Source organism: Alteromonas sp. ABH4_457 (assembly GCF_056160625.1).
Window position 1 is genome coordinate 264,816 of record NZ_JBSWXN010000007.1, and the last position, 25,503, is coordinate 290,318.

Below are 25,503 nucleotides of genomic sequence, written 5' to 3' on the forward strand. Positions count from 1 at the left end.
ACGAGTAATTAAAGATGATAATTTGACTGAAAATTAAAAAAAGGCACCCGTCGGTGCCTTGAAGGTACAGTTATATACGATAGCAATTAACTTTGATAAAGTGAGCTATGTAACCAGATGCATATATCATCACAATATATAACCAGCCACTTAATCCAATAAATGGATAAGATGGATGCGGTTCAAATTGTGTAATAAGTTGAGCTAGCCATATCAGCATTAAAATATCGCCCAAGGCGACAAACTCTTTTGATAGCCATCCCAGTGACTCACAACGTCGAAACGAAATGAATGTCATATTTCCTCCTTTCTAAGTTAATGACCTCATAACTAAATAGGAAGATTGAAGGGAAAATATTGAATTCAACTTAGCATAGCTGCTTTTTTAGCTTCTTCTTTGCAAGTTTATTGCTGCTGACTATGCAGTCAATAAAATTGAAATTGCCATAAATTTCGTTAAATTTCAAGTGAACATTTAACGAAATTTGGAGAAGGCAATGACACTTTTATCGCATCGATTATTTTATCATTTTGGCGTGAAGTATGAGCAAATTTGTAAGCAAGACAATTTAGCTCATACTTCACTCTTAGAGCCAGCCAGAAGCGTACCTGTGGTCAATAATAATCACATGAACATTGGCGGAAACCCTTTCAGTGCGTTCGCTGTACCCTCGGATTTTTCTAATGCAGCGACTTCATCTTCTTCACTTGATACATCCACTGCATTAACAGTGGATGATTGCAGTCAATACACCATTAACGATGCCTTTAATGGTTCATGTGATGAGTGGGAGTCAGGAATGAGTGTCTGTGAGCCATTCGATTTTTAATTTTGTGCTAACAGTGTTCCGGTGACTCTACTCATCCGCTAATCATATGTGACAGGTCATTTAAACCTCAGCATCTTGGTTTGGAGGTTTGAGTCACCGGCATCCTTAGTCTCATCGTGTCAGTGGTAACTACGTTTGTTCACTTCAGACTGACTCCAATTGACCAGCACAAATCTACTAATGCTGTTTGTAACCGGAATAGTCGAAAATGATTTTTGTAAAGCGGTGATTAAGGGTAAAAATTACCAAAATTTATTTTATCTAGAAAATTTCTAAATTATTCATGGTGATAGCCTCCTCAACGACTCAGATCATACACAAAAGCACTTAAAGTCATCGGAAATCGGAAAGTTTCTCTTAGCATTTACTCAGTTTCACAGCCAAAGCGAACGCGTTATGTAATTTTTAAAGCTTTGTCAGTTGAAATCACTAAGAGTTTTCAAGGCGGATCACTCTTCATGCTTAGGGATGTATAGAACCACTGTCGGTCTACTGAATTGTATTACAGGCTGGCAAGCTGAATTTGATGATAGATGAGAGAGAAACATGCTAAAGACCGTACCTTTGAGTAAGTATTGTGCGATGACTGGTGAGTCACTGAAAGCAGTTGAGAGACGCATAGAACGTGGTTATTGGGTCAAGGGGAAACACTTTTTATGTATCCCTAATGTTCGCGAGCGCTGGGTTGATCTAGAAGCGATTACTGAGTGGGCACGGTCAGGCAGACTGGCTAAATAATTAGGAGCTAAACATGATGATATATAAAAAAGATGCAGAAAAACTGAAGAAAGCTAGAGGTGTAACTGTACGCTTCGACAGAAACGGGCGTGCAACAGGAATACAAATCTCGTTCACATACAAAGGGATTCAGTGTAGGGAAGCGGTTGGCTTCGAGGTAAGTCAGGCTGGACTGAATGCAGCAGCTAACAAGCTGGGGCGGATTAAAGAGGAAATCGCGCAGAGAACGTTTTTCTATGCTGATTTTTTTCCTAAGTCTAAAAAGCTAAAAATCTTTGGCGGAGCTACAACTGGGATCGTAGTTAAGGAGTATCTTGATAAATATATGGATAATGCAGAAAGAAGAGATTTGTCACCTGCAACCATCATTGGTTATGAGAAAGATGTCAGGGCGCTAGCAAGTTTATGGGATATTCCTGTCGCTGAGTTAGATCGTCTGACAGTGGTTAATTTTGTTGAACAATCAAAGAATTCAGCAAAGACACTTTCAAACAGACTTTCGCTGCTGAGATCAGCATTGGACGCCGCTATTACTGACAAAGTCATAAGGTTCAATCCGTTAGCGGGTTTTAAAGTGAAAGACCATGTAAAGGTTAAAAAGAAAGTCGATACGAGGCATCAGCATGTGGATGTCTCTCCATTTACCCCGAATGAGATTGAGAAGATACTTAGTGCGTCTGAAGGCACAGATAAAGCCATAATCGCACTTTGGAATGAAACGGGTATGAGACCAAGTGAATGGATAGCGTTAAAGAAGCAGGACGTTTGCTTATTCACTAACCAGATCCGTATTTTTGAAGCCATTGTACACAGCCAGTTGAAGGGGCCAAAGACACCAGCTGGATGCCGTACAATTCCGATTTCTCAGCAAGTTGCTGAATTAGTCGAAGTTGAGATGAACAGACATGATAGTGATTATGTCTTCCTGAACAGTGAATCTAATCGTTGGAATGCAGATTCATTTCGTAAGCATCAGTGGACTCCAATCTTAAAAAAAGCGGGAGTCAGATATCGCTACCCTTATCAATTACGACATACTTTTGCTACAAGGCTCATTTCCCAAGGAACTAATTTGTGGAAAGTTTCCAAACTAATGGGGCACTCATCTCCTCAGCAATTATTTGAACATTATGGTAATTACATCGAAGGGTACGAGAAAAGAATGCAACAATCGGAGGGTATCGTATCTCGATGAAGTTATGTTGATAACCATCAATCAGAAAGCCCAAAGCCATTGCTTACTCAAGCAGTGGCTTTGGGCTTTCTGATATTTGAAGAATGAACCCCCTGCAAACTCGCCAAAATTCACACTTAAATCACACAAAATGAAAAAGACCGTTTCCTGCGTTCAGTGTTTTTTTGCACATTCTTGCGTGTGAAAATGGTGTAGATGGCCTTCCCGATAACACTTGTGTCTAACCGCAGAAAATGCTCGCAGCCCTTTAAAAACACGGTGTGCAGAAATTGTGTGGTTTGTAGTTGATAATGAGTGGGTGAGTAGTGGGGGATACCACTACAGCCCGCGTTGTAGTTGGGCTGTAGTGGGTTTTGTGTGGTGGAGCTGGCGGGATTTGAACCCGCGTCCAGAAAATGTCTACCTTTGGTACTACATGCTTAGTTTGTCTTTTATTTAACTACTTTGGACCCCGACAAACAGGGTTCCTGGTAGCTGTCCTGATACTATTTCGCGGTTCAACCTCAGGAGAGTTTCCCTCGCTAGTTTGCTTTAATGACCTTCCAAAATCCTGGCTAGCAGACAAAGCTTAGGGGGAAGGGCCTATGCCGGTTATTAAGCGGCTAGTGCGTAGTTTTCGTCGTTTGCGACTATTTAAATGCGGCTTTTTAAGAGGCAAACCGCTCCTCTGCATGCACCTCCAGCTTCCTAGATCCTGTCGAATCCTAATCAGCCCCGGCGATCGCCTGTTTCCAGGTCATTCAATAACCTTAAAACAACATGTTACTGAATATTGGGTGGAGTCTAACTTATTCAAGTGTACGCCACAAATTAATTCAACATTAGTACGTCTGTTTGCTCAAAAAGTTTACGATATAGCAGAAAATGGCCGGCATGCTGCCGGCCATATCCTGAGTATTACCTGTCAGTACTTACCACAAATATTCTGGCAGTACGGCTACTGATTCAGGGGCTGTGAATGCAACGCTGTAATCCGGTGCCATGTCACCGCTTGCGGCATTCATAATGTCATCGAATCGCAGGATCATACCGTTGGATTTTTCTGCCACGTATACATTGCCGTTGCTGAGCATAATATCTACCGGATTACCCAGCATGCTTGAGGGACCGGCAATGTTAACAGTCATATCTGTGAGGCCATCTGCCATGCCGGCGTCAGGGATAACGTAAAGTTTTCCGTCTGTCGCACTGGCAGCACTGCCCACATCAGAAATGACCAGCGCATCACTTTGAGCATCATAGTCAATGCCGTGAATATTCGTGGGTGCAGCAATCGCCTCACCATTCATAGCCGGTATGAGCAGGCGGTCTTCACCCGTAATTTCACTGGTGCCGCTCATCATCTTGCGGGTAACTTCATCAAACACTGCAACAGTGCCGTTTGTCAGGGCGAGGAAAGCGCGGTCAGTTTCAGCGTCGTAATCCACATCCCAAGGGCGCGCACCGTCAGAAGCTGTCAGTGTCATCACAGGCATTACATTGCCTGCGGCGCAGCCCGAAAACACGCGGACGGCGGGTGTAGCTTCATTGACATCTGCTACGAACACCAGAGCGTGCTCACTGTTTACGTCCAGTCCTTTTGGCGCAACCAGACCTGTCATGTCCCCCATGATTTCGCGGTCCTGAGACAGGCTGAACATGCCGTCATCGCGCATGGATGCCATCCGGTTCACTACCAGTAATCCGCCCATGGCTGTTTCCGGGTCATCATACGTAACGAAGCCGTCACCATTGACTGAGTAAGCAACGCTTTCGATACTCATGCCAGTATCGAACATAGCAGTCTGACTACCGAGAGAGGCATCAAACTGCACTACCATGCCTGTTGTATCGCCGGCAGTAGCAGGGTTACTGCTGGCACTGACACCGCCTATGGTCACATCTGCAAGGGCCTGGTCAGAAAAATCTGCCATTTCAGGCATATCCGTCAACTCTGCGAGAGATTCAGGTTTTACTGAAGACGTGGAAAGGGTCGGGGCAATATCGCCACTGTCACCACTAAATATATTTGTATAAACAAGAATCGCGTCGTTGGATTTTTCTGCGACACGCAGTGTGGTGCCCGACAGAATAATATCAACAGGGTTGCCCAGCATCGTTGACGGGCCTGCGATGGTGCGCGCCGGTTCCACTGCACCGTCAGCGGTGGAAGCATTGTTGATTACAAAGATCTGCCCGTCATCGGCAACACTGGCATCACCCACATCGGAAACCACCAGACGGTCCGAGTCTGCGTCGTAGACAATGCCGTGACTGTTTACGGAAATCTGTGTGCCACTGGCATCTGACGGTACAATAATACGCATCACTGACGGCGCGAAATCCGAACCCATAACATTGTCATACACCGCGATGGTGCCGTCGGTAAGTGCCACGTACATCCGGTCAGCGTTTTCATCTACGGCCACATCCCAGGGCTGTGCCGGCAACATGATCTCAGCAACCGGCGCTACATCACCTGCTGCAGCACTGCCGAAAACAGCAATTCTCATTGCGTTAAAGTCAGCCACATAAATCAGGCCGCTGTCATCAGCCAGTGCTATACCTTTAGGATTGGTGAGACCGGTGTTTGCTCCCATAATCTGAGAATCGACAGACGACATCATCATTCCGTCTTCCCGGCCTGCAATACGGCAAAATGCGCCAAGCATGGGTTCACCGCTGTCTCCTGCCTGATAAAGTGTGCCTGAAGAGGACAACGCAATGCCTTCATTGGCACCGGTTTCGAAACTGCTCAGCATGTCGCCGTCCTGATCAATCCAGTCCACCGTGCCCCGGTTTTCATCACCGTTGTTCGCCCGCAGGAACGTTCCGGTGGTCAGGGCCGGCGTACCATCCTGGCCGTCGGCACCATCCATACCGTCCATGCCGTCGTCGCCATCACTGCCGCTGCAGCCTGCCAGCGAAACGGCCAGTAACGTTGCGAGAAGAGAATATTTGAATGGTGCGTTTTTCGTCTGTGTATTCAGCATTGTTGTCTCCGTATGTGACATGCATTTTCAAAGACGCGCCTGCTTTTCTGCGTCCGTATAACGAGCCAAACGACTGAAAGATGCAACCGGATGCAAAAAATATAAATTTTTTTAAATTTTTTGATTTTTGAAATTTAACGGAATAAATGAAAAGGGATGAAACAGGCGCGGCGCAGTACGTGGTGGTGCTGCGCCGGTAGCCGTGTTATGAGGGTTTTAAACAGAAAATATGTTGGTGTGATATAGCACGTCAGTGGGTGAACCGTTTGGCGAGCCCCCGGGGGGCTCCATGCTGACGGCCAGTACCGTAACGTTTTTGTCCAGCAACATCGAGGGTGGAATACGGGTGATATCTCCACTTTTGGGAAGCAGTCCCAGGGAGACTGGTGCACCGCCACCGGCCGGCGCCATCCACAATTGATAGTCCTTGTCAGGTCTGGCAGCAAGTGCTCCGGTAACTCTTACATTCAGGGAGTCACCGGAAATTTCGATGATCCATAAAGGCTGATTATTGGTGTCATTAAATATTGCCACCCGCTCAACAGGGGCGGTGACAGGTTCCGTCATGGAAACGAGTAACACGGCCATCATCAGCGCGGCAGCGGCGGCCACGCCGGAAAACAGACGCCACTGCTTTCGTCGTTTACGTTCGAAAGCGACAATGTTACCGGACGTATCTGTCCGTTCTTCAGGATTAATGCGTTTCTGGATGGCCTGCCATACGCGCGGAGGCGGAGTGACCGGCGGCAACCTGTGGTTCAGTCCGTCGAGATATTGTTCCCATAAGGCGGTCGTTTCAGCAATAACCTGATATTGCATCATCAGCTTCTGATAACGCACTCTGGCTTTTCCCCGCAACGTACCCAGTACATATTCAGCAGCGAGGGCGTTTCTCCGTGCTTCAGTAAGATAATTCATAGTGACAGACACCTCTGCAAACTTTGTAATCCGCGACGGATCCAACTTTTGATAGTGCCCAGCGGAGACGCCATGTGGCTTTCCACTTCGTGATGAGATAAACCGTTAATGTAAGCGAGATGGATAGCCTGCCGCTGGGCAGGTTCAAGTTCATCCATACAGGCTTCAAGCTTTTTCTGCTCTGCATCAGACAAATTGGATTCGTCCGGGGAAACAGGTAAATGTGTATCTTCAGACAAGTCCACTTCATTGCGCACTTTATGATAGCGCATCAAATCCAGTGCACGGTAGCGGGCTATACTGAGCATCCAGGTAAACACAGTACCTTTACCACGCTGATATTGTCCGGCATTGTGCCATATTTTGACATAAGCATCCTGAATGGCTTCATCCGCCAGTTCAGGCCTTTTCAACATCTTCAGTGCGACTGCATACATCTGACCGCTGGTCAGTTTATACAATTCTGAAAACGCTTCTTTGTTGCCGTTTGCCGTTTCACACAAGAGTGGAAACAATGTTTCGTGTTCCATGAAATCTCAGTTTCCGCTGTCTGCTGTCACTATTTACACATTATTAACGTTTATTCCGTTTACTATCAAGTTGAACCTACCTGAACCAAACGACTGAACGCTCAGATCGGATGCAAAGAAATGCATATTAGTGAAAAGGTAATAGTGGCTTGTCAATGTTGACGAAGCCACATCACGCCCCGGAGTCATGTTTTTAGTCATATCAATGATTTAAAGCCGGTAAAGACACGCTTGATAGTGCAGCATGTGATTGTTGATAGTAAAACGTGTTCAGCCGGTTTACGGGCAGTGACAGTGCGCCGGAAAGAAAACGGAAAAGGTACGGGTTAATGGATTAACGACAAAAAGTCTCAACATACAGCGCTTCCACTTTGGCTCTGGCCCAGGGAGTACGGCGCAGGAATTTCAGGGACGACTTCACCGACGGTTCGTTATAAAAACAGTTCAGATGAATGCGTTCATCCAGTCCGTCCCAGCCATAATGTTCATGCAACTGCACGATTATCTTTTCTAACGTCAGACCATGTAAGGGGTTATTTGGCTGTTGCTGGCTCATGGCAGGGCTTCCGGTAATACAAACCGCCGTAGTGTAACAGATAACCAGTCCGGTGGGTCAGTTCCTGTCTGTTGATCTGTATCATTTACGTAACGGCAAAATAAAAAATAACGCACATGAAGCATGAAAGCGCCGGGCATTTCCTATAAAGTAGTCGCGCTTAAGCTTCAGACACGGAATCATGCAGCAAAATCAAATATCAATGGCGACACCGGTAACGTTGCCATGCGGGCAGGTTGTAAAAAACAGGATTGTAAAAGCCGCGATGGAAGAAAACATGGCGGATAAGCAACTTCAGCCGGATCATGCGCTCTATGCACTTTACCGGTACTGGGCACATGGCGGTGCCGGAATGATCATTACCGGTAATGTGATGATTGATGCAACTGCTATGACCGGCCCGGGCGGTGTGGTTATGCCGCTGGAAGGCGACTTAAAAGCCTTTGAAAAGTGGGCGGCAGTGATTAAATCCGGTGGCGCAAAAGCCATCATGCAACTTAACCATCCGGGCAGACAGATGCCCCGTGAGATTGGTGAAGTGGCATGGGCACCCTCAGATGTTCCCCTTTCTCTGGGACGATACACCAAACGTTTTGCTAAACCACAGGCGATGTCCTGTGAGCAAATCCATCAAATCACCCATCAGTTTGCCCAGGCGGCTAGACGTGCAAGAGAAGCCGGTTTCGACGGTGTGCAAATTCATGCTGCCCATGGCTACCTGTTAAGTCAGTTTTTGTCTCCGCTGGCAAACCGCCGGGAAGACGAGTGGGGCGGCTCTCTGAAGAACCGTGCCCGTCTGTTGCTGAACATTGTTTGTCAGGTAAGGGCATATTGCGGCAATCATTTCATTGTGATGGTGAAACTGAATACGGCAGATTTTCAGCGTGGTGGTTTTACTGCGCAGGAGGCAACTGAAGTAGCACAGTGGCTGGCAGGATTGAATGTGGATGTGGTGGAACTGTCCGGCGGAAATTATGAATCTCCGGCTATGCAGGGAACCGCGCAGGAAGGTTTTGCCGTATCCCGTAAAGACGCTTACTTCGCAGATGTGGCAAAGCAGATTTCTGAACAGGCTGACGTACCGCTGATGACCACAGGCGGTATTGCCCGGCAGGAAACTGTGCAGCAAGTTTTAGACAACGGATGTACGTTCGCGGGTATGGCAAGCGCTCTGGCATTTACGCCGGATCTGATGAAAAAATGGCAGCAAAAGCCGGATTATGCGGGGATAAAACCGGAGTGTGACTGGCAGGATAAAACACTGGCATCGCTGGTGAAAATGGCAAAAGTACGCCGGCAGCTGAGACGTTTAGGCAACGATCTGACGACGATGCATAACCCGACGGGTTTCTGGAGCTTGTTTCTGGATATTCTGCACCGCAGAAAGATGACGATGGTATACAAAGCGTATATCAGCGCAAAGATCAAAGAGACCATTGCGCCGATGCAACCTGAGGTTACACGCTGTGCTTCATCACCCGTTGTTTCTGACGTTCCCAGTCGCGATCTTTAACGGCATCACGTTTATCATGTTCCTGTTTACCTTTCGCCAGATAAATCTCGAGCTTCACCCAGCACTTTTTCCAGTACATGGCAGTGGCAACAATGGAGTAGCCCTGACGCTCGCGGCCGCCGATAAGCCGGTCGATTTCTTTTTTATTCAGCAATAACTTGCGGGCCCGCTCGGGTTCGCAAATCACGTGGGTAGAGGCCTGATTTAGCGGCGTAATGCGCGCACCTACCAGCCAGGCTTCGCCGTTTTGTAAAATAACGTACGTGTCAGTAATGTTCACTTTACCTTCACGGATACTCTTTAATTCCCAGCCTTGCAGCGACACACCTGCTTCGAATTTGTCCTGCAGATGATAGTCGTGACGCGCCTTCTTGTTCAGCGCGATGGTGCCGGTTGAGTTTTGATTGGATTTGTTCTTTTTCATGCCCGCCATTATACCGATTGCAAACAGAATGTCTTTTCATTTCCATGGTATATGGGGGCGATAGCGCGCGCTTAAAGGGTAGGTGACAATAAACAGTCGTGGTAGACTTAACAGATTATCAGAAATAAAAAAGTGAGTTTATGCCAAGTATCCAACGCAGTGCGTTAGTGGCATACAGTGCCGGGGCCATGTTTGATTTGGTCAATGATGTAGCTGCCTATCCACAATTTTTACCGGGCTGTGCCGACAGTCAGGTTCTTGACCACAGTGAAAGCCACATGAAGGCGTCGTTACTGGTATCGAAAGCCGGTATTAAGCAATGGTTCACAACACTCAATACTCTGGAGCCGGCAAGGCGTATAGACATGCGTCTGGTTGATGGTCCGTTTAAGCAATTATCAGGCGGGTGGACGTTTTCTCCGTTATCTGATGACGCCTGTAAAATTGCGCTTAATCTGGATTTTGAATTCAGTAACCGTTTAACTGAAATGGCCTTCGGTAAGGTATTCAGCGGGCTGGCCACCAGCATGGTGAATGCATTCACTGAGCGGGCACGGAGCGTGTACTGATGAGTGACGAAATAACGGTAGAAGTTGCCTACGCATTGCCACAAAAGCAATCGCTGGTGGAAATTTCGGTGCCGGCAGACAGCACTATCGAAAGCATTATTGTTGCTTCCGGTTTATGTGAACTTCATCCTGAAATCGATTTGAAGAAAACGAAAGTGGGCGTTTGGAGCCGTGTGGCCAAAATGCGCGACACGGTTAAAGATGGTGACCGGATTGAAATATACCGTCCGTTGATTGCCGATCCGAAAGAGATCCGTAAACGCCGTGCTGAAAAAGCCGTTGAAGAAGGTCGGGCAGATAAAGTGACCGGTGGCCGGCCGAATCCGCTGAAAGCAAAAGAATGATAAGTGAAGGTTAAGTGACATCCGGCGGGTTAATACCGGAAACAGACCCCCTTAAAGAGAAGCCACGGCAAACACCGTGGCTTTTTTTATTTGTCCCGCAGTGAACCCACTTCCAGAAACGGTGAGGCATCAATATCTTCAGCGTCCATCATGGAAGCTATACGTTGCATCGTTGCAACCATCTGGCTTTGTTCCCAGTCCTTCATATTATTGAACCGGTCAATGAAATGTTCCTGTAAAGGGCGGGGCGCGTTTTCCAGCGACGCTTCGCCTTTTTCCGTCAGGTACACGCCAACCTTTCGTTTATCGGTGGTGCTGCGGATGCGGGTAACCAGTTCACGGGCTTCAATGCGATCAAGAATATTGGTAATGGTAGCAGGACTCAGATTAATGCTTTCCGCAATTTCCCGCACCATGATGCCGGGGCGTTCCTGAATATTTTGCATTACCAGCAACTGCGGGCCGGTCAGACCCACATCTTTACTCAGTTGCTTACTGCGTAAATCAACCGCGCGGATGACCTTACGCAGGGCAACCAATAATTCTTCTTCTTTTCTCATAAATAAGCCCGTCCTGTGAACTGCTGATTTCACACTAACCGGTGTAAAAAGTGCTGGTGTTTGTGGTACTGATCGATGACATCGTTGATAACAGCAAGTGTCGACCAGCCCATGATGTCGTATCCCTGTCCACCCTCACTCAGGTGAACTTCGGCGCGATAGTACGTGTCATCACTATCTATGTCCAGCGTACCGTTTAAATCCGGTTGTACTGTGGATGTAGGATAAACCGCATAGATAAAATCAGGCTGCTCGTTGAGTTTCACCGTCAGCATCATGAACTTATCTGTCTGCTCAATTTCCACATCAAAATTCAGTTTACCAAATTCCTCTTTTACATCATTAAATGCTGGCAGTACCGTTTTATCCAGAAAGCGATTTACGGCTTTTTTGTTCGGGAAAGACACGATGTTTTCCAGCCTCGAACGCCAGTTTTTGTCACTGTCACCGGTACTGGTCTGAAAACCACTTATTTGCATACTTTCCCGCTTGTAATCTTCCACCCGCAGGGCCTTCATCAGGCCGAAGAGTGCAACAAGCAATATCACCGAAAAAGGCAGTGCTGCGACTATGGTCATGGTTTGCAACGCGCCCAGCCCGCCGGCGTAGAGCAGGATGGCAGCCACCACACCCACGCTGACAGCCCAGTAAATGCGTTGCCATAACGGCGTATCGTTACGACCGTTAGAGCACAGCATGTCGACAACCATGGCGCCTGAGTCACAGGAGGTCACAAAGAAAATCACTACCATCAGTACTGCCAGTAATGTCAGTACACTGCTGAACGGGAAGTTTTCCAGAAAGACAAACAGAGCGACTGAGGTATCTTCGTTTACCATTGAAGCCAGCGCGTCTTTGCCCTGTACCAGTACCATATCGATAGCGGTATTGCCGAACACGGTCATCCACAACAAGGTAAATGCAGTCGGGATAAGCAGTACACCCATGACGAATTCACGGATGGTGCGGCCATAAGAGATACGGGCGATGAACAAACCAACAAAAGGGGCCCAGGCTAACCACCATCCCCAGTAGAAAATTGTCCAGCCGCCAATCCAGTCTGTTTTGGCGTAGGCAAACAGGTTGAGGGTATTCCGCACGATGTCGGAAGCATACGCTCCCATGTTTTGCAGGTAAGCCTGCAGCAGGAATACCGTGGGGCCAAGCACCAGTACGAAAACCAGTAATGCTACGGCAAGTAACATATTTGCTTCGGATAACCGGCGGATACCTTTATCAAGACCGGTAGTTACAGAAATGATGGCAATACCCACAACACCGGCCATCAGGCCAATTTGTACACCTGTTGTGCTCGGAATGCCGAACACATAAGACAAACCGGCATTAATTTGTGCTGCACCGAAACCCAGTGACGTGGACACACCGAAGATAGTGGACGTAACAGCAAATATATCCACCAGGTGGCCGGGCCAGCCGTAAATGCGCTCACCAATTAAAGGGTAGAGTGCCGAACGTAATGTCAGCGGCAACTGATGACGGTAGGCAAAGTAACCCAGCACCAGCGCAACCGCGGCATAAATTGCCCACGGATGCACGCCCCAGTGGAAAAAGGTGGTTTTCATGGCTTCTTTCACTGCGGCAATACTGTTCGGGTCGGCAGTGGGTGGCGCCAGAAAGTGCATGACCGGCTCGGCAACACCGAAGAACATCAATCCTATCCCCATACCGGCGGCAAATAACATAGATAACCATGTCAGCTTGCTGAACTCAGGCGTGGCGTGATCAGGCCCGAGACGGATATCGCCATACCGGGAAAATCCGAGGATCACCACGGTAAGTAGAATAATGGCTACCGTGAGGATGTAAAACCACCCGCCATTTTGCGCCACTGTGTCCTGCAGTGACTGGAAGAATGTATTGGCCTGGTCAGGGTTGCTGGCTGCATAAATCAGCAAAACAAGAATGGCCAGAGAAGAGGTAAAAAATACCGGTTTATTTAACATTGCACCCGGTGTACTGGTTTCTGTCACTACGGCTTCCTTTGTCTTAATAGATATTGATTATGAATGAATACGACAATTTTGGCGTTTCGTTTAAGGCTCATTCATATTTGCCATAAGTATAATAATTAGTGTTCAACTTGATTTTATTGTCTCCGAAAGGGATCATAGACAAGTTTTTTGACTTATCTGCTATAATCAAAGGGTTTTGTAACGCTATCACCGCGATTACGTATGAACCAAATTGTTAGCGAGCAAGTATATCTGCTTGCGATTGCTAAATAAATGATAAGCAAATAGCACGACATAAAATATTTACTCATCTAAGTAAAACAAAGAACCAGAGGAACACACATGCATAAAACACGTCTAAGCTGTGCCATCGTTGCAGCGCTGGCAGCATCTCCGGTGCACGCCCAGGAAGCACAAAGCAAAGCGAAGATCGAAACCATTGAGGTAACGGCAACCAAACGTAGTGAATCTATACAGGATGTACCGGTCGCGGTCAGCGCGCTTGATGGAAAAGCATTGGAAAACCTTGGCATTGACAGCTTCCAGGATTACGTTGAATTCTTACCTAACGTGGTATTCCAGGGTACAGGCCCGGGTCAGAATGAAATTTATATCCGTGGTGCTGCAACCACACAATCAAATATCATGTTGTCATCTGTTCAGGCACTGCAACCTTCAGTTGCTTTTTACCTGGACGAACAGCCGGTATCTATGGCCGGCCGTAACCTCGACATTTACGCAACTGACATCCAACGCGTAGAAGTACTGCCCGGTCCTCAGGGCACACTGTTCGGCGCAAGCTCGCAGGCAGGTACGGTGAGAATGATCACCGCGAAACCTGATCACTCAGGTTTTTCTGCCGGTGTTGATACGAATATCGGTTTCACCAAGGGCGGTGAGATGAGCAATGCGGTTGAAGCTTACTTCAACATGCCTCTGACTGATGACCTGGCTGTTCGTGTTGCTGCATATAACGACAGACAGGGCGGTTGGATTGACAACGTGCTGAATGAGCCGGGTAACGGTGGCTACATCGGCAGTGCACAGGTGATCAGCCGTATTTCCGGTGGTGTATTAACTAACCCCGCAGGCATGGATGCAAACCGTATTACTAATCCTGAGATCACGTCTCCGGTGGATGCTGACGTAGTGTCACCGCGAAACGACTCGCTGGTTGAAGACGATTTCAACGATGCAGTTTATGCCGGTGCCCGTTTTGGTCTGTCTTACCACATCAATGATGACTGGGATCTGCTGGTACAGCACACACAGCAAACGTTAGAAACAGAAGGTGTGTTTGCATACGATCCGAATCTGGAAGGTGAAAGTTCCACTAACCGTTTCCAGCCTGAAGAGAACCAGGATGAATTCGGCCTGACGACGTGGACACTGGAAGGCCGTCTGCAAAAGCTGGATGTGGTGTATACCGGTGGTTACCTCGACCGTGAAATCGATACCCTTGCAGACTACACCGGTTACACCAACGGCGGTTTATTCTCAGCGTACTATGTATGCAGTTATGATAGCTCTGATGCAAACAGCGAAGACCGTTGTCTTGACCCTACCAAGTTCTACCGTGAAGACACCACTTCAACCCGTATGACCCATGAGCTGCGTTTCAATACCACCATGGATGAGCCATGGCGTGTTACTGCCGGTCTGTTCTATGACGATCAGGAAGTGGCGACTGTTGGTCAGTTTAACATTGCCAGTACTGAGTTATTCCCGGATATGGCAAGGAATCTGGTAGGTAGCGAAGGCATTAACAGTGATGGCGGCCCGTTCCCGGCTGATATCAGCTTCGTTAACGACATCACTCATACCATTGAGCAGGTAGCAGTGTTCGGTCAGTTTGAATACGATATTACCGATACCCTGACCGCCAGTGTCGGTGCCCGCTGGTACCAGATTGACGACGAGTATAAAGGCTCTACAACCACCGTAGATGTTTCAAGACGTATCCGTGCATTCGGCACAATGGACGATGCTGAATTAGCCGCAGTGGGACTGGATCCTGCTTTGGTTAATGAAGCTATTCAAAGCGGTCAGCTGGAAGTGGATCTGCTGGATTCTGACGGCGTACTTACCGTTGATGACACTATCTGGAAATTCTCACTGGACTGGAAGGTGACAGACGGCATCTTACTGTTTGCTAACTATTCAGAAGGTTTCCGCCCGCCGGTAACTAACCGTGTTGGTGGTGGTCTGGCATCTAACCAGTCCGGTAAGTTCGAGAACTTCCGTATTCCTGTTTACTCTACAACGGATACGCTGGACAACTATGAACTTGGTCTGAAAGGGGATTTCTTTGACGGACTGGTACGTGTGAATGCAACTGCGTACTATTCTGAAATCACCGATCTGCAAACTTCACGTTTTGATCCGACCAATATCTCGTTCCTGGTATTCACCGACAACGTGGGTGATGCTGAGATCCGTGGTCTTGATGCCGATATTACCTGGCTTGCCGGTGATGATCTGATCATCAGCAGTGCATTCAGCTTACTGGATACTGAGCTGACCCGCGTAAACTCTGAACTTGTAGGTATTTCTGCCGGTGTCGGTTCTGAACTGCCTTACTCTGCGAAGTTCTCAGGAAACGTGAACGCCCGTTATTTCTTTGAATTACAGGGTGACAAGCGCGGTTACGTGAATGCTTCTGTGAGCTACACCGGTGACAGACTTGCCGGTATGGTGATGGATGCCTACGTAATGGAAGATGCCACGCAACTTATCTACGGCACGGGCTCAGGTCTTAAAATCGAAGATGAAGCCGCAGTGTATGAAGGCGTAACCTATGCAGACAGCAACGGCGGGACGTTCCGTGGCGGCCGTTATGTACAGGAAGCCTATGTACTGACAAATCTTGCGGTGGGTGTGACCAATGATGAGTGGAAAGCTGAATTGTATATAGACAATGTATTTGATGAGAATGCTATTTTGAACATCGATACGCAGCAATTCACGCCGAAAGTGGTAACTAACCGTCCGCGTACCATTGGCGTGCGTTTGTCATACGATTACTATTAAGTTATCCGTTGCGTAATTAATTACGTTAATATTGAAACGGCAAGCCTTTGCGGGCTTGCCGTTTTTTCGTTGTTTAATGCAGGATTAACATGACCCGTTCCGTTCAGTCTCGTCTAAATGAAGCCAAAAAAGCCCTGATGCAGTCTCAGTTCGCGCAGGCAGTGTCGTTATGCAAAGAATGTTTGTCGGGAAATGACAATACCCTGACAGACCGTGAATGCCTGTATCTGATGGCTGTGGCTTTACGAATGGCAAAAGAGCCGGCGCAGGCCCTTCCCGTACTGGACAGATTACTGACAGCTTTTCCGGATTATGGCCGGGGATATCAGGAGCAGGGGTATTGTTTTAAAGCGCTGCAGAAAGGCCGGGAGATGGCCGCTGCGTTTTACCGTGCTACACGATTTAATCCGGCTCTGCTGACTGCCTGGCGGGAGCTGGAACAGGTATACCGCCAGACCGGTAACACCGGCGCACTGGCACTGGCAGGACAACATATTCAATCTTTATCGTCACTGCCAAAACCACTGTTGGGGGCCATGGATTTACTCCATGAAGGGCAGTTACAAAAAGCAGAACAAATTTGCAGGGACTTTCTCAAACAACATAAACATCATCCCGATGCCATGATGTTACTTGCGGAAGCCGGCATGCAACTGAAGGTCTATCATGATGCAGAATTCCTGCTGGAAAGTTGTGCAGAACTGTATCCGGATAATGAAGCTGCAGCAACTGCGTATCAAAGTGTACTGGGTAAGCTGGGTAAGTTTCCCCGTGCCGTTGAATTTGCCCGCGGGCGTCTGGCACGTCAGCCGGATAATTTTCAGGCAGCCGTCGCCCTTGCCCATGCTCTCACCGGCACCGGGGAGGTAGATGAGGCACTGACTTTATACCGCACACTGCTTGATAAAAACAGCAGGCGACCGGCGTTATGGGTACAGTATGGCCATGCGCTGAAGGCCTCAGGCGACGCCGCTGCCGCTGTGGCCGCCTACGAAAAAGCAGCAGAGATAGCGCCTGATTTTGGTGATGCTTACTGGAGCCTGGCGAATACTAAAACGTATAGCTTTTCAGCTTCGCTGACAGACAGGATGAAAGCGGCAGCAGAGAATGAAAATACTGCGCTGGAAGATAAAATTCATCTGTATTTTGCGCTGGGTAAAGCCAGTGAAGACGATAAAGCGTTTGATGATGCTTTCCGTTATTACGATAACGGTAATCAGTTGAAGCGCCAGACACTCCGTTTCGATATTTCCCGTACTGAACAGGCGATGGCGTCACAGCAGTCCGCCTGCAATGCGCCTTTGTTTGAGCACGCAAAAGGCTGTGATGCTCCTGATCCGATTTTCATCGTGGGTTTACCCCGCGCCGGTTCTACACTACTGGAACAAATTCTGGCCTCTCACTCTATGGTCGACGGTACGATGGAACTGCATGATATTCTGGGGATCGCATCAGGGCTCAGCCATCAGGCGGTGCCTTATCCGCAAAACTTGTCATCCCTCACAGATGAGCAATGCAAAAAGCTGGGAGAGCAGTATATTGCTCAAACCCGTGCATACCGCCGTGGTGCCCCATTTTTTATTGATAAGATGCCCAACAATTTTATTCATACCGGACTTATCAAACGCATTCTGCCCAATGCCAAAATCATTGATGCCAGACGGGATGCTGTGGCTTGCTGTTTCAGCGGGTTTAAGCAGCTTTTCGGCGAAGGACAGGAGTTCAGTTATTCACTGAATGACATCGGACGTTATTACAATGCTTACCGGAAGCTGATGGACCACTGGCATGAAGTGTTGCCTGGACAAATTCTTACGGTGCAGCACGAAGATGTGATTGACGATCTTGAAGGGCAGGTCAGACGCATGCTGGACTTTTGCGGATTACCTTTTGAAGAGGCCTGCCTGAACTTCCATCAGACGAAGCGGGTGATTAAAACCCCCAGCTCAGAGCAGGTAAGACAACCGATTTACCGTTCCGGCATGACGCAATGGAAAGGCTTTGAACCTTACCTTGCGCCACTGTTTTCGGTACTGGACGGGGAGTCTGAAGCTTAGTATTTCTTCCGTTGCAGGCCGGTTTCAGCAAGAATTTTCGCGGAAATTTCTTCTACGGAATAGCGGGTTGAATTCAAAAACGGAATGCGCTCGCGACGATAAAGGTTTTCTACTTCCCGAAGCTCCATACGACACTGCTGCAGTGACGCGTAGCGGCTGTTGGCCCTGCGCTCAGAACGGATCTGACTGAGCCTTTCCGGATGGATAGTAAGGCCGAACAGCTTCTGTTTATAACGGCGCAGTGCGGGGGGCATTTTCAGCATGTCCCCCATGTCTTCCTCAGTGAAGGGATAATTGGCCGCTTTAATGCCGTATTGAAGCGCCAGATACAGGCTGGTGGGTGTTTTACCGGAGCGGGAAACACCCACTAATATAATGTCTGCTTCTTCGTAGTTTTTGATGTTGGAACCATCATCATTGGCCAGTGCATAGTTCACCGCTTCAATGCGAATATCATAGGTTTTTTCGTGAATACTGTGGGTACGGTGTTTTTCCGGTTTTGACGGTACACCGAGCACTTTTTCGACAGGCGCAACGAATTGATCGAGAAAATTATAATTAATACCCACTGAACGGGAGATAATTTTGCGCACATCGACATTCACAATTGTATAAAAAACGAGCGGCCTTTCTCCCGTATCTTGAAAACTTTCAGAAATTTTCTCCAGGACCTTGTAGGCCTGTTCCTCGGTTTCAACGAAGGGAATCGTGGTGTGATTAAACTGAATAGGGAACAGAGACAGTAAGGCGTGGCCGAAGACCTCAGCAGTGATGGCTGTACCATCTGAAATGTAGTATGCGGTACGCAAAACAAATCCTTAACATTGTTGTAATTTTATTACGGAATACAGAAAGATTTTACTTTCGATTTTTCACCATTCTAAGATGAAACCGTCGAAAAGCCAGCATGCTATGAACAGGTTGGCACTAACCTCGGCGAATATCGCAAAGTTTCGTGATAAACATTTCGTAACACAGGTTGCGTAAATTAGCGGAACTGACAAGTTTAATAAAGCTGGAGGCTTTGGCCGTGCAAGAATACGTACTTTGGTACCAGGAATTGGGGATGCATGATGTAGGTCGCGTTGGCGGCAAGAATGCATCTTTAGGTGAAATGATTTCTAATTTGGCAAATGCAGGTGTGCAGGTGCCGGGCGGTTTTGCTACAACTGCAGATGCATTTAACGAGTTTCTTGAGCAAAGTGGTCTTGAAGCACGGATCCATGATGTACTGGATACCCTGGATGTTGACGATGTAACAGCACTGGCTGAAGCAGGTAAAAACATCCGTCAGTGGATCATCGACACGCCGTTCCAGCCCGCGCTGGAAACTGCAATTCAGGAAGCATTTGCAACGTTACAGGGCGATGCCGGTGATGAGGCGTCGTTTGCAGTCCGCTCTTCCGCAACAGCAGAAGATATGCCAGATGCGTCTTTCGCAGGGCAGCAGGAAACTTTCCTTAACGTGAAAGGTTACGATGCGGTGCTGGTGGCCATCAAGCACGTATTTGCCTCACTGTTTAACGACCGTGCCATTTCCTATCGTGTTCACCAGGGCTACGACCATAAAGGGGTTGCACTGTCTGCCGGTGTACAACGCATGGTACGAAGCGACATCGCGTCTTCCGGTGTTATGTTCACCATTGATACAGAATCAGGCTTCGATGATGTGGTATTTGTGACCAGTTCATTTGGTCTTGGTGAAATGGTGGTGCAGGGTGCCGTTAACCCTGACGAATTCTATGTACACAAGCCTACGCTGGCCAATGGCAACCCGGCTATCCTGCGCCGTAATCTGGGCAGCAAGCTGACAAAAATGATTTATTCTGCAGATGAGTCTCATGGCAAGCAGGTATCTATTGTTGATATCGACAAAGCCGACAGTCTGCGCTTCTCGCTGACTGACGATGAAGTACAGGAACTGGCTAAGCAGGCTGTAATCATCGAAAAGCACTATCAGCGTCCTATGGACATCGAATGGGCTAAAGACGGTACAGACGGTAAGTTGTACATTGTTCAGGCCCGTCCTGAAACTGTACGCAGCCGCGAAGACAGTCAGACAATTGAACGTTTCCACCTCAAAGATAAGAGCAGCATCGTTTGTGAAGGCCGTGCTATCGGTCACAAGATTGGTGCCGGCGAAGCGAAAGTGCTTGGCTCAATTGAAGAGATGGACAAGATTCAGCCCGGTGATGTGCTGGTCACTGACATGACGGATCCTGACTGGGAACCCATCATGAAAAAAGCCTCTGCCATTGTAACTAACCGTGGTGGCCGTACTTGTCACGCCGCAATCATTGCCCGTGAATTAGGTATTCCGGCAGTGGTAGGGTGTGGAAATGCCACAGATTCTATCGCCACCGGCGACAAAATCACGGTTTCCTGTGCGGAAGGTGATACAGGTTACATCTACAGTTCTGAGCTGGAATTTGATGTGGTGACTTCCCGCATTGATGCCATGCCGGATTTGTCACTGAAAGTGATGATGAACGTAGGTAACCCTGACCGTGCATTTGATTTCGCCCGCCTGCCAAGTGCCGGTGTGGGTCTGGCCCGCCTTGAATTCATTATTAACCGCATGATTGGGGTTCACCCTAAAGCCTTGCTGAATTTCGACAGCCAGCCTGAAGAGTTGAAAGAAGAAATCAGTGAAATGATTGCCGGTTACGAGTCACCCCGTGAATTCTACATCCAGAAACTGGTAGAAGGCATTGCCAGCATCGGTGCTGCATTCTCGCCGAAGAAAGTGATTGTTCGTATGTCTGACTTCAAGTCGAACGAATACTTCAACCTGGTCGGTGGTTACCAGTACGAGCCGGATGAAGAAAACCCGATGCTGGGCTTCCGTGGTGCCAGCCGTTACATCTCAGACGATTTCCGCGATTGCTTTGCGCTGGAGTGTGAAGCCATCAAGCGCGTTCGTAATGTGATGGGGCTGACCAACGTTGAAATCATGATCCCCTTCGTCCGCACACTGGAAGAAGGCCGTCAGGTAATCGAAATCCTGGCTGAAAATGGTCTTAAGCAGGGCGACAACGGTCTGCGGGTTATCATGATGTGTGAACTGCCGTCCAACGCATTGCTGGCTGACCAGTTCCTGGATATCTTCGATGGTTTCTCCATCGGTTCAAACGATATGACACAGCTTGCGCTGGGTCTTGACCGCGACTCAGGCTTGATTGCTCATCTGTTCGACGAGCGTGACCCTGCCGTGAAGGCGTTGCTCTCAATGGCAATCCGTGCGGCAAAAGCCCGTGGCAAATACGTAGGTATTTGTGGTCAGGGACCATCGGATCATGATGATTTCGCTGCATGGCTGGTGGAAGAAGGTATCGATTCTGTGTCACTGAACCCGGATACTGTGGTAGAAACCTGGTTATACCTGGCAGAAAATCACGGATAAGCTATAGTTAGCTTGTAATTTAAGGAAAGCGGGCCCATCCCAACCAGCCCGCTCAGACACAAAAGCCGCTTAAAGCGGCTTTTTTATTGGCTGTTCTTCAGCGTGATTTACGGGCCAGCTTGCGGGAAAGCAGGAAGGTATCGAGCTTGCGGGCACCCCGCTGCATGCTGCCCTGTACCACCTTAAGCCACACACGGGCCTTTGGTATGTCGTAACTGAGTACAACCAGACCGGCCAGGATCAGCAGTGTTGAACCGGGAATAATGGTCAGTACAACGCCGGCAACGGCGAGCAGGGCACCAAGGGTAATTCGGATTGCTTTTATCATCATAAGTCCGGTTTTTCTCCAATGCTGACAGACTACTTTATTTATAGCAAAAACCAACAGAATTGATGTAAGTAAGTGTAAACGGCCCTGCTGATAGCGATAGTGATAACTATCAAGCCGGGAATAATGACGAAAAATGGCGTTTGTGGTAGTTTACGAAACAGGAAAGCATTAAAAACACCATTAAAAAAGAAGTGAAGTATGACAGAGCAAACAACGCCGCAAATCTCAGAACAACAACGTCAGCAGTGGCTGAATGAGCAATTTAAAAAAGCAACGAAATATCTGGCAGAAAACGGAGTTGTGGTATCCACCGTTGATGATGCAGCCAGCCGGTATCTTTATCCGTTATGGGCAGTTCTGAAAGTGAAAGCGATGGACGGTGCAGCGTTCTGGGTACTGAGTGGTGACTTACCGGTAGATTTTATCTCCGCAGGTAATGCAGCGAACGGTCGTGATGCATTACGCCACTTTGTTATGAGCTGGCAGTTAAAAGCTGAAAACATTCAGCGCTCGGGGATCACCGATCAGACTCAGCTGCAGTTTGCAGCCATTATGCAAAACCGTGCAGAGCAACTGTATAAGTTTGTTGAGAAAGATGAAATTTGGGGTTCTGTCTGAGCTGTCAGGCATTGAGTAAGACGGAGACTTTTAAGTCTTAAAGTCTCCGCTCAATGGCATTCCTGCACGTCCGGTAGCCTGAAACGGTTGATCGGGCAAAACATACGCTGACGGGGAATGCCCGCTTCCATGAATACCGGGCCTTCCGGTGTGTAACCCCGGGCTTTATGCTCATCCACACTAGCCAGATTACAAACCACTTTCACCTGATCCACTCTGGCTGTTTTGCCCAGTTTGATTAAAGAACGGAACAGAATTTTATACACATCCAGCGTGCGGTAAGCATGCAACACGGCGATCCGGCCAATTTCACCGTCTCTGGTAATTCTGCCGGTGGCAACCGGCTGATGATTTTCGTCTGAAACAAGGATGTGCAGGGCATCGGGGTCCCTGTCGTCGAATTCTGCCTGTCGCGGAATACGCCACTCCACAACAAATACCTGTTCGCGAAGTTCTGTAAGTCGATTTTTACCGCTCATCCAATCAACATTTTCGATTTGAAAACGCATGATTCAAGCTCTGAGTTGCCTGTACGCTGCGGGACTTTCTTCATGAAATACGCAGCGAGCCAAAAGGACTAGTTCCTTAGTTCCCAGTAACCTTTATTGATCAGTATAGACAAAAGTTGAATCATCGCAATGTCATCTGCGTCAGCAACAGGGTGTTCCGGCGGATACGGCTGGCCTGCGAGAACGGGCAGTAATAACGGTTTTAATGAGGATGCAGCACTGAATCTTTCACCATTAACATAAAACGCAAACTCTTCATCTGCCTGATTTTCACTGTATACCGGCTTGCAGCCGGGCGCACGGAAAACAGCACATCCTGTTTCAACCGCTTCAGTGATTTCAGCAAGGGTATAGGGCTCTCCCGGCACGTTTTCCGGCAGGTGCTGAGCGCTCAAAATACTGAGCAATCCATCCTGACCCTGGTCAGATTGCAGGTAATCAATCATTAGCTGTTGTAAACCTGATAACGCATCATTGCTTACCATGGAGGGATGTTCCTGCGGCAACAGGTGCGGGTCGCTGTATCGTCGTGGTGTAACACCGGCTACTGCCGGCGCTGCCGCAAGATGGTCTGCCAGTTGTTGTAATAAATCGTTCTGATCAGGGGCACGGAAGCCAATGGAATAAGTGAGGCAGTCTTCCAGTGCAGTGCCTTCGTGGGCCCAGCCCGGAGGGATATAAAGAATATCACCGGGCTTAAGTACCACATCGATATCGGGGTTAAAAGAGGCAACCTGCTGTAAATCCTTGTGCGGGCGGCACACTTCAGCATTATCAGGAGGCGCGACGCGCCAGCGGCGGGAACCTTTACCCTGAATAAGAAAAACATCGTACTGATCGGTATGTGCGCCCACGCCGGCCCCTTCTACAGCAAAGCTAATCATTACGTCATCCATTCGCCAGTAGGGGATAAAGCTGAACAGCGACATCAATTCGTCCACGTCATCACTGTAACGGTCTGTCGCCTGGACGAGCAACGACCATTTGCCTTTGCATACCTGGTCGAAATCTTCAAACGGGCCGTGGGCAACGTCCCACTTGTCACCGGTCCGGCTGACAATGCGGCTGTCGATATCAGCTTCCATCGCCATGCCGGCCAGATCGTGTTCATCCAGGGGATCATCGAAATCAATAATGCCGCTGCGGATAACTAACGGGGCTTTTTGCCAGTAAGTGGCGAGAAACTGATCAGTATTAAAATCAGTATTTAAGGTGTACATAAATAGTTAATCTTTTTGTAATCGCAATGAATGGGCAACCAGGTTATCGCCGACGACAAAGCTGTTAGAGAATTCAAATTGAGAGGCACCTGCATCGACAAGTTGTCCCCTGGTTCTGGCGCACACGGTGATTGAGCCGGGCTGACTGGCCTGTTCAAGCCTTGCTGCGCGGTTTACCGTTTTTCCCCAGATATCAAAATGGGGTTTATGGGCACCGATTATCCCGCCTGTGACAGAGCCGGTTGCGATTCCTATCCGGATATTACAGCCAAGGTCTTTTTCTTTTGCCAGTTCATGAAAGCTTTCTAAAATTGCGCTGGCAAAGGTACACAGTGTCACCGCAGTATTCTCCTGAATATATTCAGGTACAGTAATGGTGGAGGGAATTCCGGTAGCGGCCATGTATTCATCGCCGTTGGTTTTTACCTTTTCAATACCCAGGCGCAGGGCGTGGGCATCGAACAGACGATAAAGATCGTCCAGAATCGCAACAATACCAATGTCATCGTATTTTTCGCTGAGCTTGGTATAACCCTGAAGGTCTGCGAAAAGTACTGAAACATTGGTGATTTTTTCTGTGTGCCCTAAGGGCCAGTGTTTGCTCTTATCGTCCGGCGCTGCGGGCAACATGCTTTTCAGCAAGGTTGTGTTGCGGCGTTCAGACAACAACAAGGCTTCTGCCTGCTTTTCAATTTTATCCCTGACCAGCCTGAGCATGACCAGACCGCCGGAAACCAGAATGATGGCATTAGACAGGCGCAATGTGGCCCAGGTATGGGTTTCACTGAATACAATTACGCCTTCCACGATGATGTACAACAAGCCGTAGGTATATTCAGCAAAGCGGCGTTGTTGCTGTTCGCTGCGGGGAAAAATAAAGCCGCTGGTGATCATACCGACCAGCAGGAGCTGTTGTAATCCCGTGTCTTTTTCCCACATCAGTGATAGTAGCGTGATGAGGGTCATACAACTGGTGACAAAAATAAACCGCGCGCGATCTGCGGCATCCGGTTGATTACGGTAAGTCAGTGCGAGGGTGCTGCTGAACAGGAGTGCATGAGTGGCGATAAGCAACAGAATCGACACTGAATAGTCTTCAAGAATAAAAACAACAATCAGTGTATAGGCAGCCAGACCGGCTAAAACCGCAAGTGATAATGTCCGTACCAGTGAAAGCATTGAAACACTGGTTTTGCTAGCATGTGAATTCACA

Annotated in this window: 23 protein-coding genes and 1 other RNA gene; 10 read left to right on the forward strand and 14 right to left on the reverse strand. The window is 48.2% G+C overall.

All coding sequences use genetic code 11. The annotated features are described in order from the left end of the window. Positions 1 to 70: 70 nt before the first annotated feature. Positions 71 to 298 carry a hypothetical protein gene (locus tag ACXAGR_RS18915; protein ID WP_474851930.1) on the reverse strand — a complete coding sequence of 76 codons (228 nt, stop codon included), beginning with the start codon at positions 296 to 298 and terminating at the stop codon, positions 71 to 73. A 313-nt stretch (positions 299 to 611) separates the two neighbouring features. Here ACXAGR_RS18915 and ACXAGR_RS18920 point away from each other — a divergent pair, with 313 nt between their 5' ends. The 3 genes from ACXAGR_RS18920 (at position 612) to ACXAGR_RS18930 (ending at position 2,763) form a co-directional block, all read left to right on the forward strand. Continuing rightward, positions 612 to 830, forward strand: a complete 219-nt coding sequence (locus tag ACXAGR_RS18920) for a hypothetical protein (RefSeq protein WP_474851931.1) — start codon at positions 612 to 614, stop codon at positions 828 to 830. Between the two features lie 546 nt (positions 831 to 1,376). Next, the gene (locus ACXAGR_RS18925) at positions 1,377 to 1,568 is read left to right on the forward strand and encodes a hypothetical protein (RefSeq protein WP_474851933.1); all 192 of its coding nucleotides are present in this window, start codon (positions 1,377 to 1,379) and stop codon (positions 1,566 to 1,568) included. Between the two features lie 13 nt (positions 1,569 to 1,581). Further along, on the forward strand, positions 1,582 to 2,763 hold the full coding sequence (locus ACXAGR_RS18930) for a tyrosine-type recombinase/integrase (RefSeq protein ID WP_474851935.1): 1,182 nt from the start codon (positions 1,582 to 1,584) through the stop codon (positions 2,761 to 2,763). 358 nt (positions 2,764 to 3,121) lie between these two features. Here the strand turns inward: ACXAGR_RS18930 and ssrA are convergent. The 5 genes from ssrA to ACXAGR_RS18955 form a co-directional block, all read right to left on the reverse strand. Then, positions 3,122 to 3,479, reverse strand: a transfer-messenger RNA (tmRNA) gene (gene ssrA, locus ACXAGR_RS18935). Between the two features lie 195 nt (positions 3,480 to 3,674). Continuing rightward, positions 3,675 to 5,735 (reverse strand): hypothetical protein, encoded by a 2,061-nt coding sequence (locus ACXAGR_RS18940; RefSeq protein ID WP_474851937.1) that lies wholly within the window; start codon positions 5,733 to 5,735, stop codon positions 3,675 to 3,677. A 216-nt stretch (positions 5,736 to 5,951) separates the two neighbouring features. Beyond that, positions 5,952 to 6,653 (reverse strand): anti-sigma factor, encoded by a 702-nt coding sequence (locus tag ACXAGR_RS18945; protein WP_474851939.1) that lies wholly within the window; start codon positions 6,651 to 6,653, stop codon positions 5,952 to 5,954. Next, positions 6,650 to 7,183 carry an RNA polymerase sigma factor gene (locus ACXAGR_RS18950; protein ID WP_119501056.1) on the reverse strand — a complete coding sequence of 178 codons (534 nt, stop codon included), beginning with the start codon at positions 7,181 to 7,183 and terminating at the stop codon, positions 6,650 to 6,652. The genes ACXAGR_RS18945 and ACXAGR_RS18950 overlap by 4 nt, the downstream gene beginning before the upstream one ends. A gap of 334 nt (positions 7,184 to 7,517) precedes the next feature. Beyond that, complete coding sequence (locus tag ACXAGR_RS18955) at positions 7,518 to 7,739, reverse strand: VF530 family protein (protein WP_474851941.1); 222 nt, start codon at positions 7,737 to 7,739, stop codon at positions 7,518 to 7,520. A 181-nt stretch (positions 7,740 to 7,920) separates the two neighbouring features. Here ACXAGR_RS18955 and ACXAGR_RS18960 point away from each other — a divergent pair, with 181 nt between their 5' ends. After that, entirely contained in the window at positions 7,921 to 9,252 is a 1,332-nt protein-coding gene (locus ACXAGR_RS18960) for an NADH:flavin oxidoreductase/NADH oxidase family protein (RefSeq protein ID WP_474851943.1), read from the forward strand. Here the strand turns inward: ACXAGR_RS18960 and smpB are convergent. Then, the gene (gene smpB / locus ACXAGR_RS18965; protein WP_303574297.1) at positions 9,197 to 9,676 is read right to left on the reverse strand and encodes an SsrA-binding protein SmpB; all 480 of its coding nucleotides are present in this window, start codon (positions 9,674 to 9,676) and stop codon (positions 9,197 to 9,199) included. The genes ACXAGR_RS18960 and smpB overlap by 56 nt on opposite strands. Before the next feature lie 140 nt (positions 9,677 to 9,816). Here smpB and ACXAGR_RS18970 point away from each other — a divergent pair, with 140 nt between their 5' ends. Then, a complete protein-coding gene (locus tag ACXAGR_RS18970; protein WP_119501059.1) occupies positions 9,817 to 10,245 on the forward strand; it encodes a type II toxin-antitoxin system RatA family toxin in 429 nt (142 codons plus the stop codon). Continuing rightward, a complete protein-coding gene (locus tag ACXAGR_RS18975) occupies positions 10,245 to 10,589 on the forward strand; it encodes an RnfH family protein (RefSeq protein ID WP_474851945.1) in 345 nt (114 codons plus the stop codon). Before ACXAGR_RS18970 ends, ACXAGR_RS18975 begins: the two co-directional genes overlap by 1 nt. A gap of 86 nt (positions 10,590 to 10,675) precedes the next feature. Here ACXAGR_RS18975 and ACXAGR_RS18980 read toward each other — a convergent pair whose 3' ends face one another. Then, positions 10,676 to 11,149 carry a MarR family winged helix-turn-helix transcriptional regulator gene (locus ACXAGR_RS18980; protein ID WP_474851947.1) on the reverse strand — a complete coding sequence of 158 codons (474 nt, stop codon included), beginning with the start codon at positions 11,147 to 11,149 and terminating at the stop codon, positions 10,676 to 10,678. Positions 11,150 to 11,178: 29 nt separating this feature from the next. Further along, positions 11,179 to 13,113, reverse strand: a complete 1,935-nt coding sequence (locus ACXAGR_RS18985; protein WP_474852150.1) for a BCCT family transporter — start codon at positions 13,111 to 13,113, stop codon at positions 11,179 to 11,181. 351 nt (positions 13,114 to 13,464) lie between these two features. On the opposite strand from ACXAGR_RS18985, the gene ACXAGR_RS18990 reads away from it, so the two are divergent. Continuing rightward, positions 13,465 to 16,152 (forward strand): TonB-dependent receptor, encoded by a 2,688-nt coding sequence (locus ACXAGR_RS18990; protein ID WP_474851949.1) that lies wholly within the window; start codon positions 13,465 to 13,467, stop codon positions 16,150 to 16,152. Positions 16,153 to 16,241: 89 nt separating this feature from the next. Continuing rightward, complete coding sequence (locus tag ACXAGR_RS18995; RefSeq protein WP_474851951.1) at positions 16,242 to 18,209, forward strand: tetratricopeptide repeat-containing sulfotransferase family protein; 1,968 nt, start codon at positions 16,242 to 16,244, stop codon at positions 18,207 to 18,209. On the opposite strand, the gene ppsR is transcribed toward ACXAGR_RS18995, so the two are convergent. Beyond that, a complete protein-coding gene (ppsR, locus tag ACXAGR_RS19000) occupies positions 18,206 to 19,018 on the reverse strand; it encodes a posphoenolpyruvate synthetase regulatory kinase/phosphorylase PpsR (RefSeq protein WP_119501065.1) in 813 nt (270 codons plus the stop codon). The two genes, ACXAGR_RS18995 and ppsR, sit on opposite strands and share 4 nt — an antisense overlap. A gap of 221 nt (positions 19,019 to 19,239) precedes the next feature. On the opposite strand from ppsR, the gene ppsA reads away from it, so the two are divergent. Then, positions 19,240 to 21,612 carry a phosphoenolpyruvate synthase gene (gene ppsA / locus ACXAGR_RS19005; RefSeq protein ID WP_474851953.1) on the forward strand — a complete coding sequence of 791 codons (2,373 nt, stop codon included), beginning with the start codon at positions 19,240 to 19,242 and terminating at the stop codon, positions 21,610 to 21,612. Positions 21,613 to 21,709: 97 nt separating this feature from the next. Here the strand turns inward: ppsA and ACXAGR_RS19010 are convergent, their stop codons facing one another. After that, complete coding sequence (locus ACXAGR_RS19010; RefSeq protein WP_442858445.1) at positions 21,710 to 21,943, reverse strand: PGPGW domain-containing protein; 234 nt, start codon at positions 21,941 to 21,943, stop codon at positions 21,710 to 21,712. A 198-nt stretch (positions 21,944 to 22,141) separates the two neighbouring features. Here ACXAGR_RS19010 and ACXAGR_RS19015 point away from each other — a divergent pair, with 198 nt between their 5' ends. Continuing rightward, positions 22,142 to 22,561 (forward strand): DUF4826 family protein, encoded by a 420-nt coding sequence (locus tag ACXAGR_RS19015; protein WP_474845707.1) that lies wholly within the window; start codon positions 22,142 to 22,144, stop codon positions 22,559 to 22,561. 50 nt (positions 22,562 to 22,611) lie between these two features. On the opposite strand, the gene ACXAGR_RS19020 is transcribed toward ACXAGR_RS19015, so the two are convergent. From ACXAGR_RS19020 to ACXAGR_RS19030, 3 genes are all read right to left on the reverse strand, one after another. Continuing rightward, positions 22,612 to 23,070 carry a GNAT family N-acetyltransferase gene (locus ACXAGR_RS19020; RefSeq protein ID WP_119501068.1) on the reverse strand — a complete coding sequence of 153 codons (459 nt, stop codon included), beginning with the start codon at positions 23,068 to 23,070 and terminating at the stop codon, positions 22,612 to 22,614. Positions 23,071 to 23,138: 68 nt separating this feature from the next. Continuing rightward, a complete protein-coding gene (locus ACXAGR_RS19025; RefSeq protein WP_474851955.1) occupies positions 23,139 to 24,290 on the reverse strand; it encodes a JmjC domain-containing protein in 1,152 nt (383 codons plus the stop codon). A gap of 6 nt (positions 24,291 to 24,296) precedes the next feature. Continuing rightward, positions 24,297 to 25,502: an adenylate/guanylate cyclase domain-containing protein gene (locus tag ACXAGR_RS19030; RefSeq protein ID WP_474845711.1), complete on the reverse strand. Its 1,206-nt coding sequence runs from the start codon at positions 25,500 to 25,502 to the stop codon at positions 24,297 to 24,299. Position 25,503: the final 1 nt, after the last annotated feature.

Bases quoted from the DNA above. Each gene is read 5' to 3' on its own strand.
- ACXAGR_RS18915 (WP_474851930.1), bottom strand. From the start codon at position 298: ATGACATTCATTTCGTTTCGACGTTGTGAGTCACTGGGATGGCTATCA.
- ACXAGR_RS18925 (WP_474851933.1), top strand. From the start codon at position 1,377: ATGCTAAAGACCGTACCTTTGAGTAAGTATTGTGCGATGACTGGTGAG.
- ACXAGR_RS18930 (WP_474851935.1), top strand. From the start codon at position 1,582: ATGATGATATATAAAAAAGATGCAGAAAAACTGAAGAAAGCTAGAGGT.
- ACXAGR_RS18940 (WP_474851937.1), bottom strand. From the start codon at position 5,735: ATGCTGAATACACAGACGAAAAACGCACCATTCAAATATTCTCTTCTC.
- ACXAGR_RS18945 (WP_474851939.1), bottom strand. From the start codon at position 6,653: ATGAATTATCTTACTGAAGCACGGAGAAACGCCCTCGCTGCTGAATAT.
- ACXAGR_RS18950 (WP_119501056.1), bottom strand. From the start codon at position 7,183: ATGGAACACGAAACATTGTTTCCACTCTTGTGTGAAACGGCAAACGGC.
- ACXAGR_RS18955 (WP_474851941.1), bottom strand. From the start codon at position 7,739: ATGAGCCAGCAACAGCCAAATAACCCCTTACATGGTCTGACGTTAGAA.
- ACXAGR_RS18960 (WP_474851943.1), top strand. From the start codon at position 7,921: ATGCAGCAAAATCAAATATCAATGGCGACACCGGTAACGTTGCCATGC.
- smpB (WP_303574297.1), bottom strand. From the start codon at position 9,676: ATGAAAAAGAACAAATCCAATCAAAACTCAACCGGCACCATCGCGCTG.
- ACXAGR_RS18970 (WP_119501059.1), top strand. From the start codon at position 9,817: ATGCCAAGTATCCAACGCAGTGCGTTAGTGGCATACAGTGCCGGGGCC.
- ACXAGR_RS18975 (WP_474851945.1), top strand. From the start codon at position 10,245: ATGAGTGACGAAATAACGGTAGAAGTTGCCTACGCATTGCCACAAAAG.
- ACXAGR_RS18980 (WP_474851947.1), bottom strand. From the start codon at position 11,149: ATGAGAAAAGAAGAAGAATTATTGGTTGCCCTGCGTAAGGTCATCCGC.
- ACXAGR_RS18985 (WP_474852150.1), bottom strand. From the start codon at position 13,113: ATGTTAAATAAACCGGTATTTTTTACCTCTTCTCTGGCCATTCTTGTT.
- ACXAGR_RS18990 (WP_474851949.1), top strand. From the start codon at position 13,465: ATGCATAAAACACGTCTAAGCTGTGCCATCGTTGCAGCGCTGGCAGCA.
- ACXAGR_RS18995 (WP_474851951.1), top strand. From the start codon at position 16,242: ATGACCCGTTCCGTTCAGTCTCGTCTAAATGAAGCCAAAAAAGCCCTG.
- ACXAGR_RS19010 (WP_442858445.1), bottom strand. From the start codon at position 21,943: ATGATGATAAAAGCAATCCGAATTACCCTTGGTGCCCTGCTCGCCGTT.
- ACXAGR_RS19015 (WP_474845707.1), top strand. From the start codon at position 22,142: ATGACAGAGCAAACAACGCCGCAAATCTCAGAACAACAACGTCAGCAG.
- ACXAGR_RS19020 (WP_119501068.1), bottom strand. From the start codon at position 23,070: ATGCGTTTTCAAATCGAAAATGTTGATTGGATGAGCGGTAAAAATCGA.
- ACXAGR_RS19025 (WP_474851955.1), bottom strand. From the start codon at position 24,290: ATGTACACCTTAAATACTGATTTTAATACTGATCAGTTTCTCGCCACT.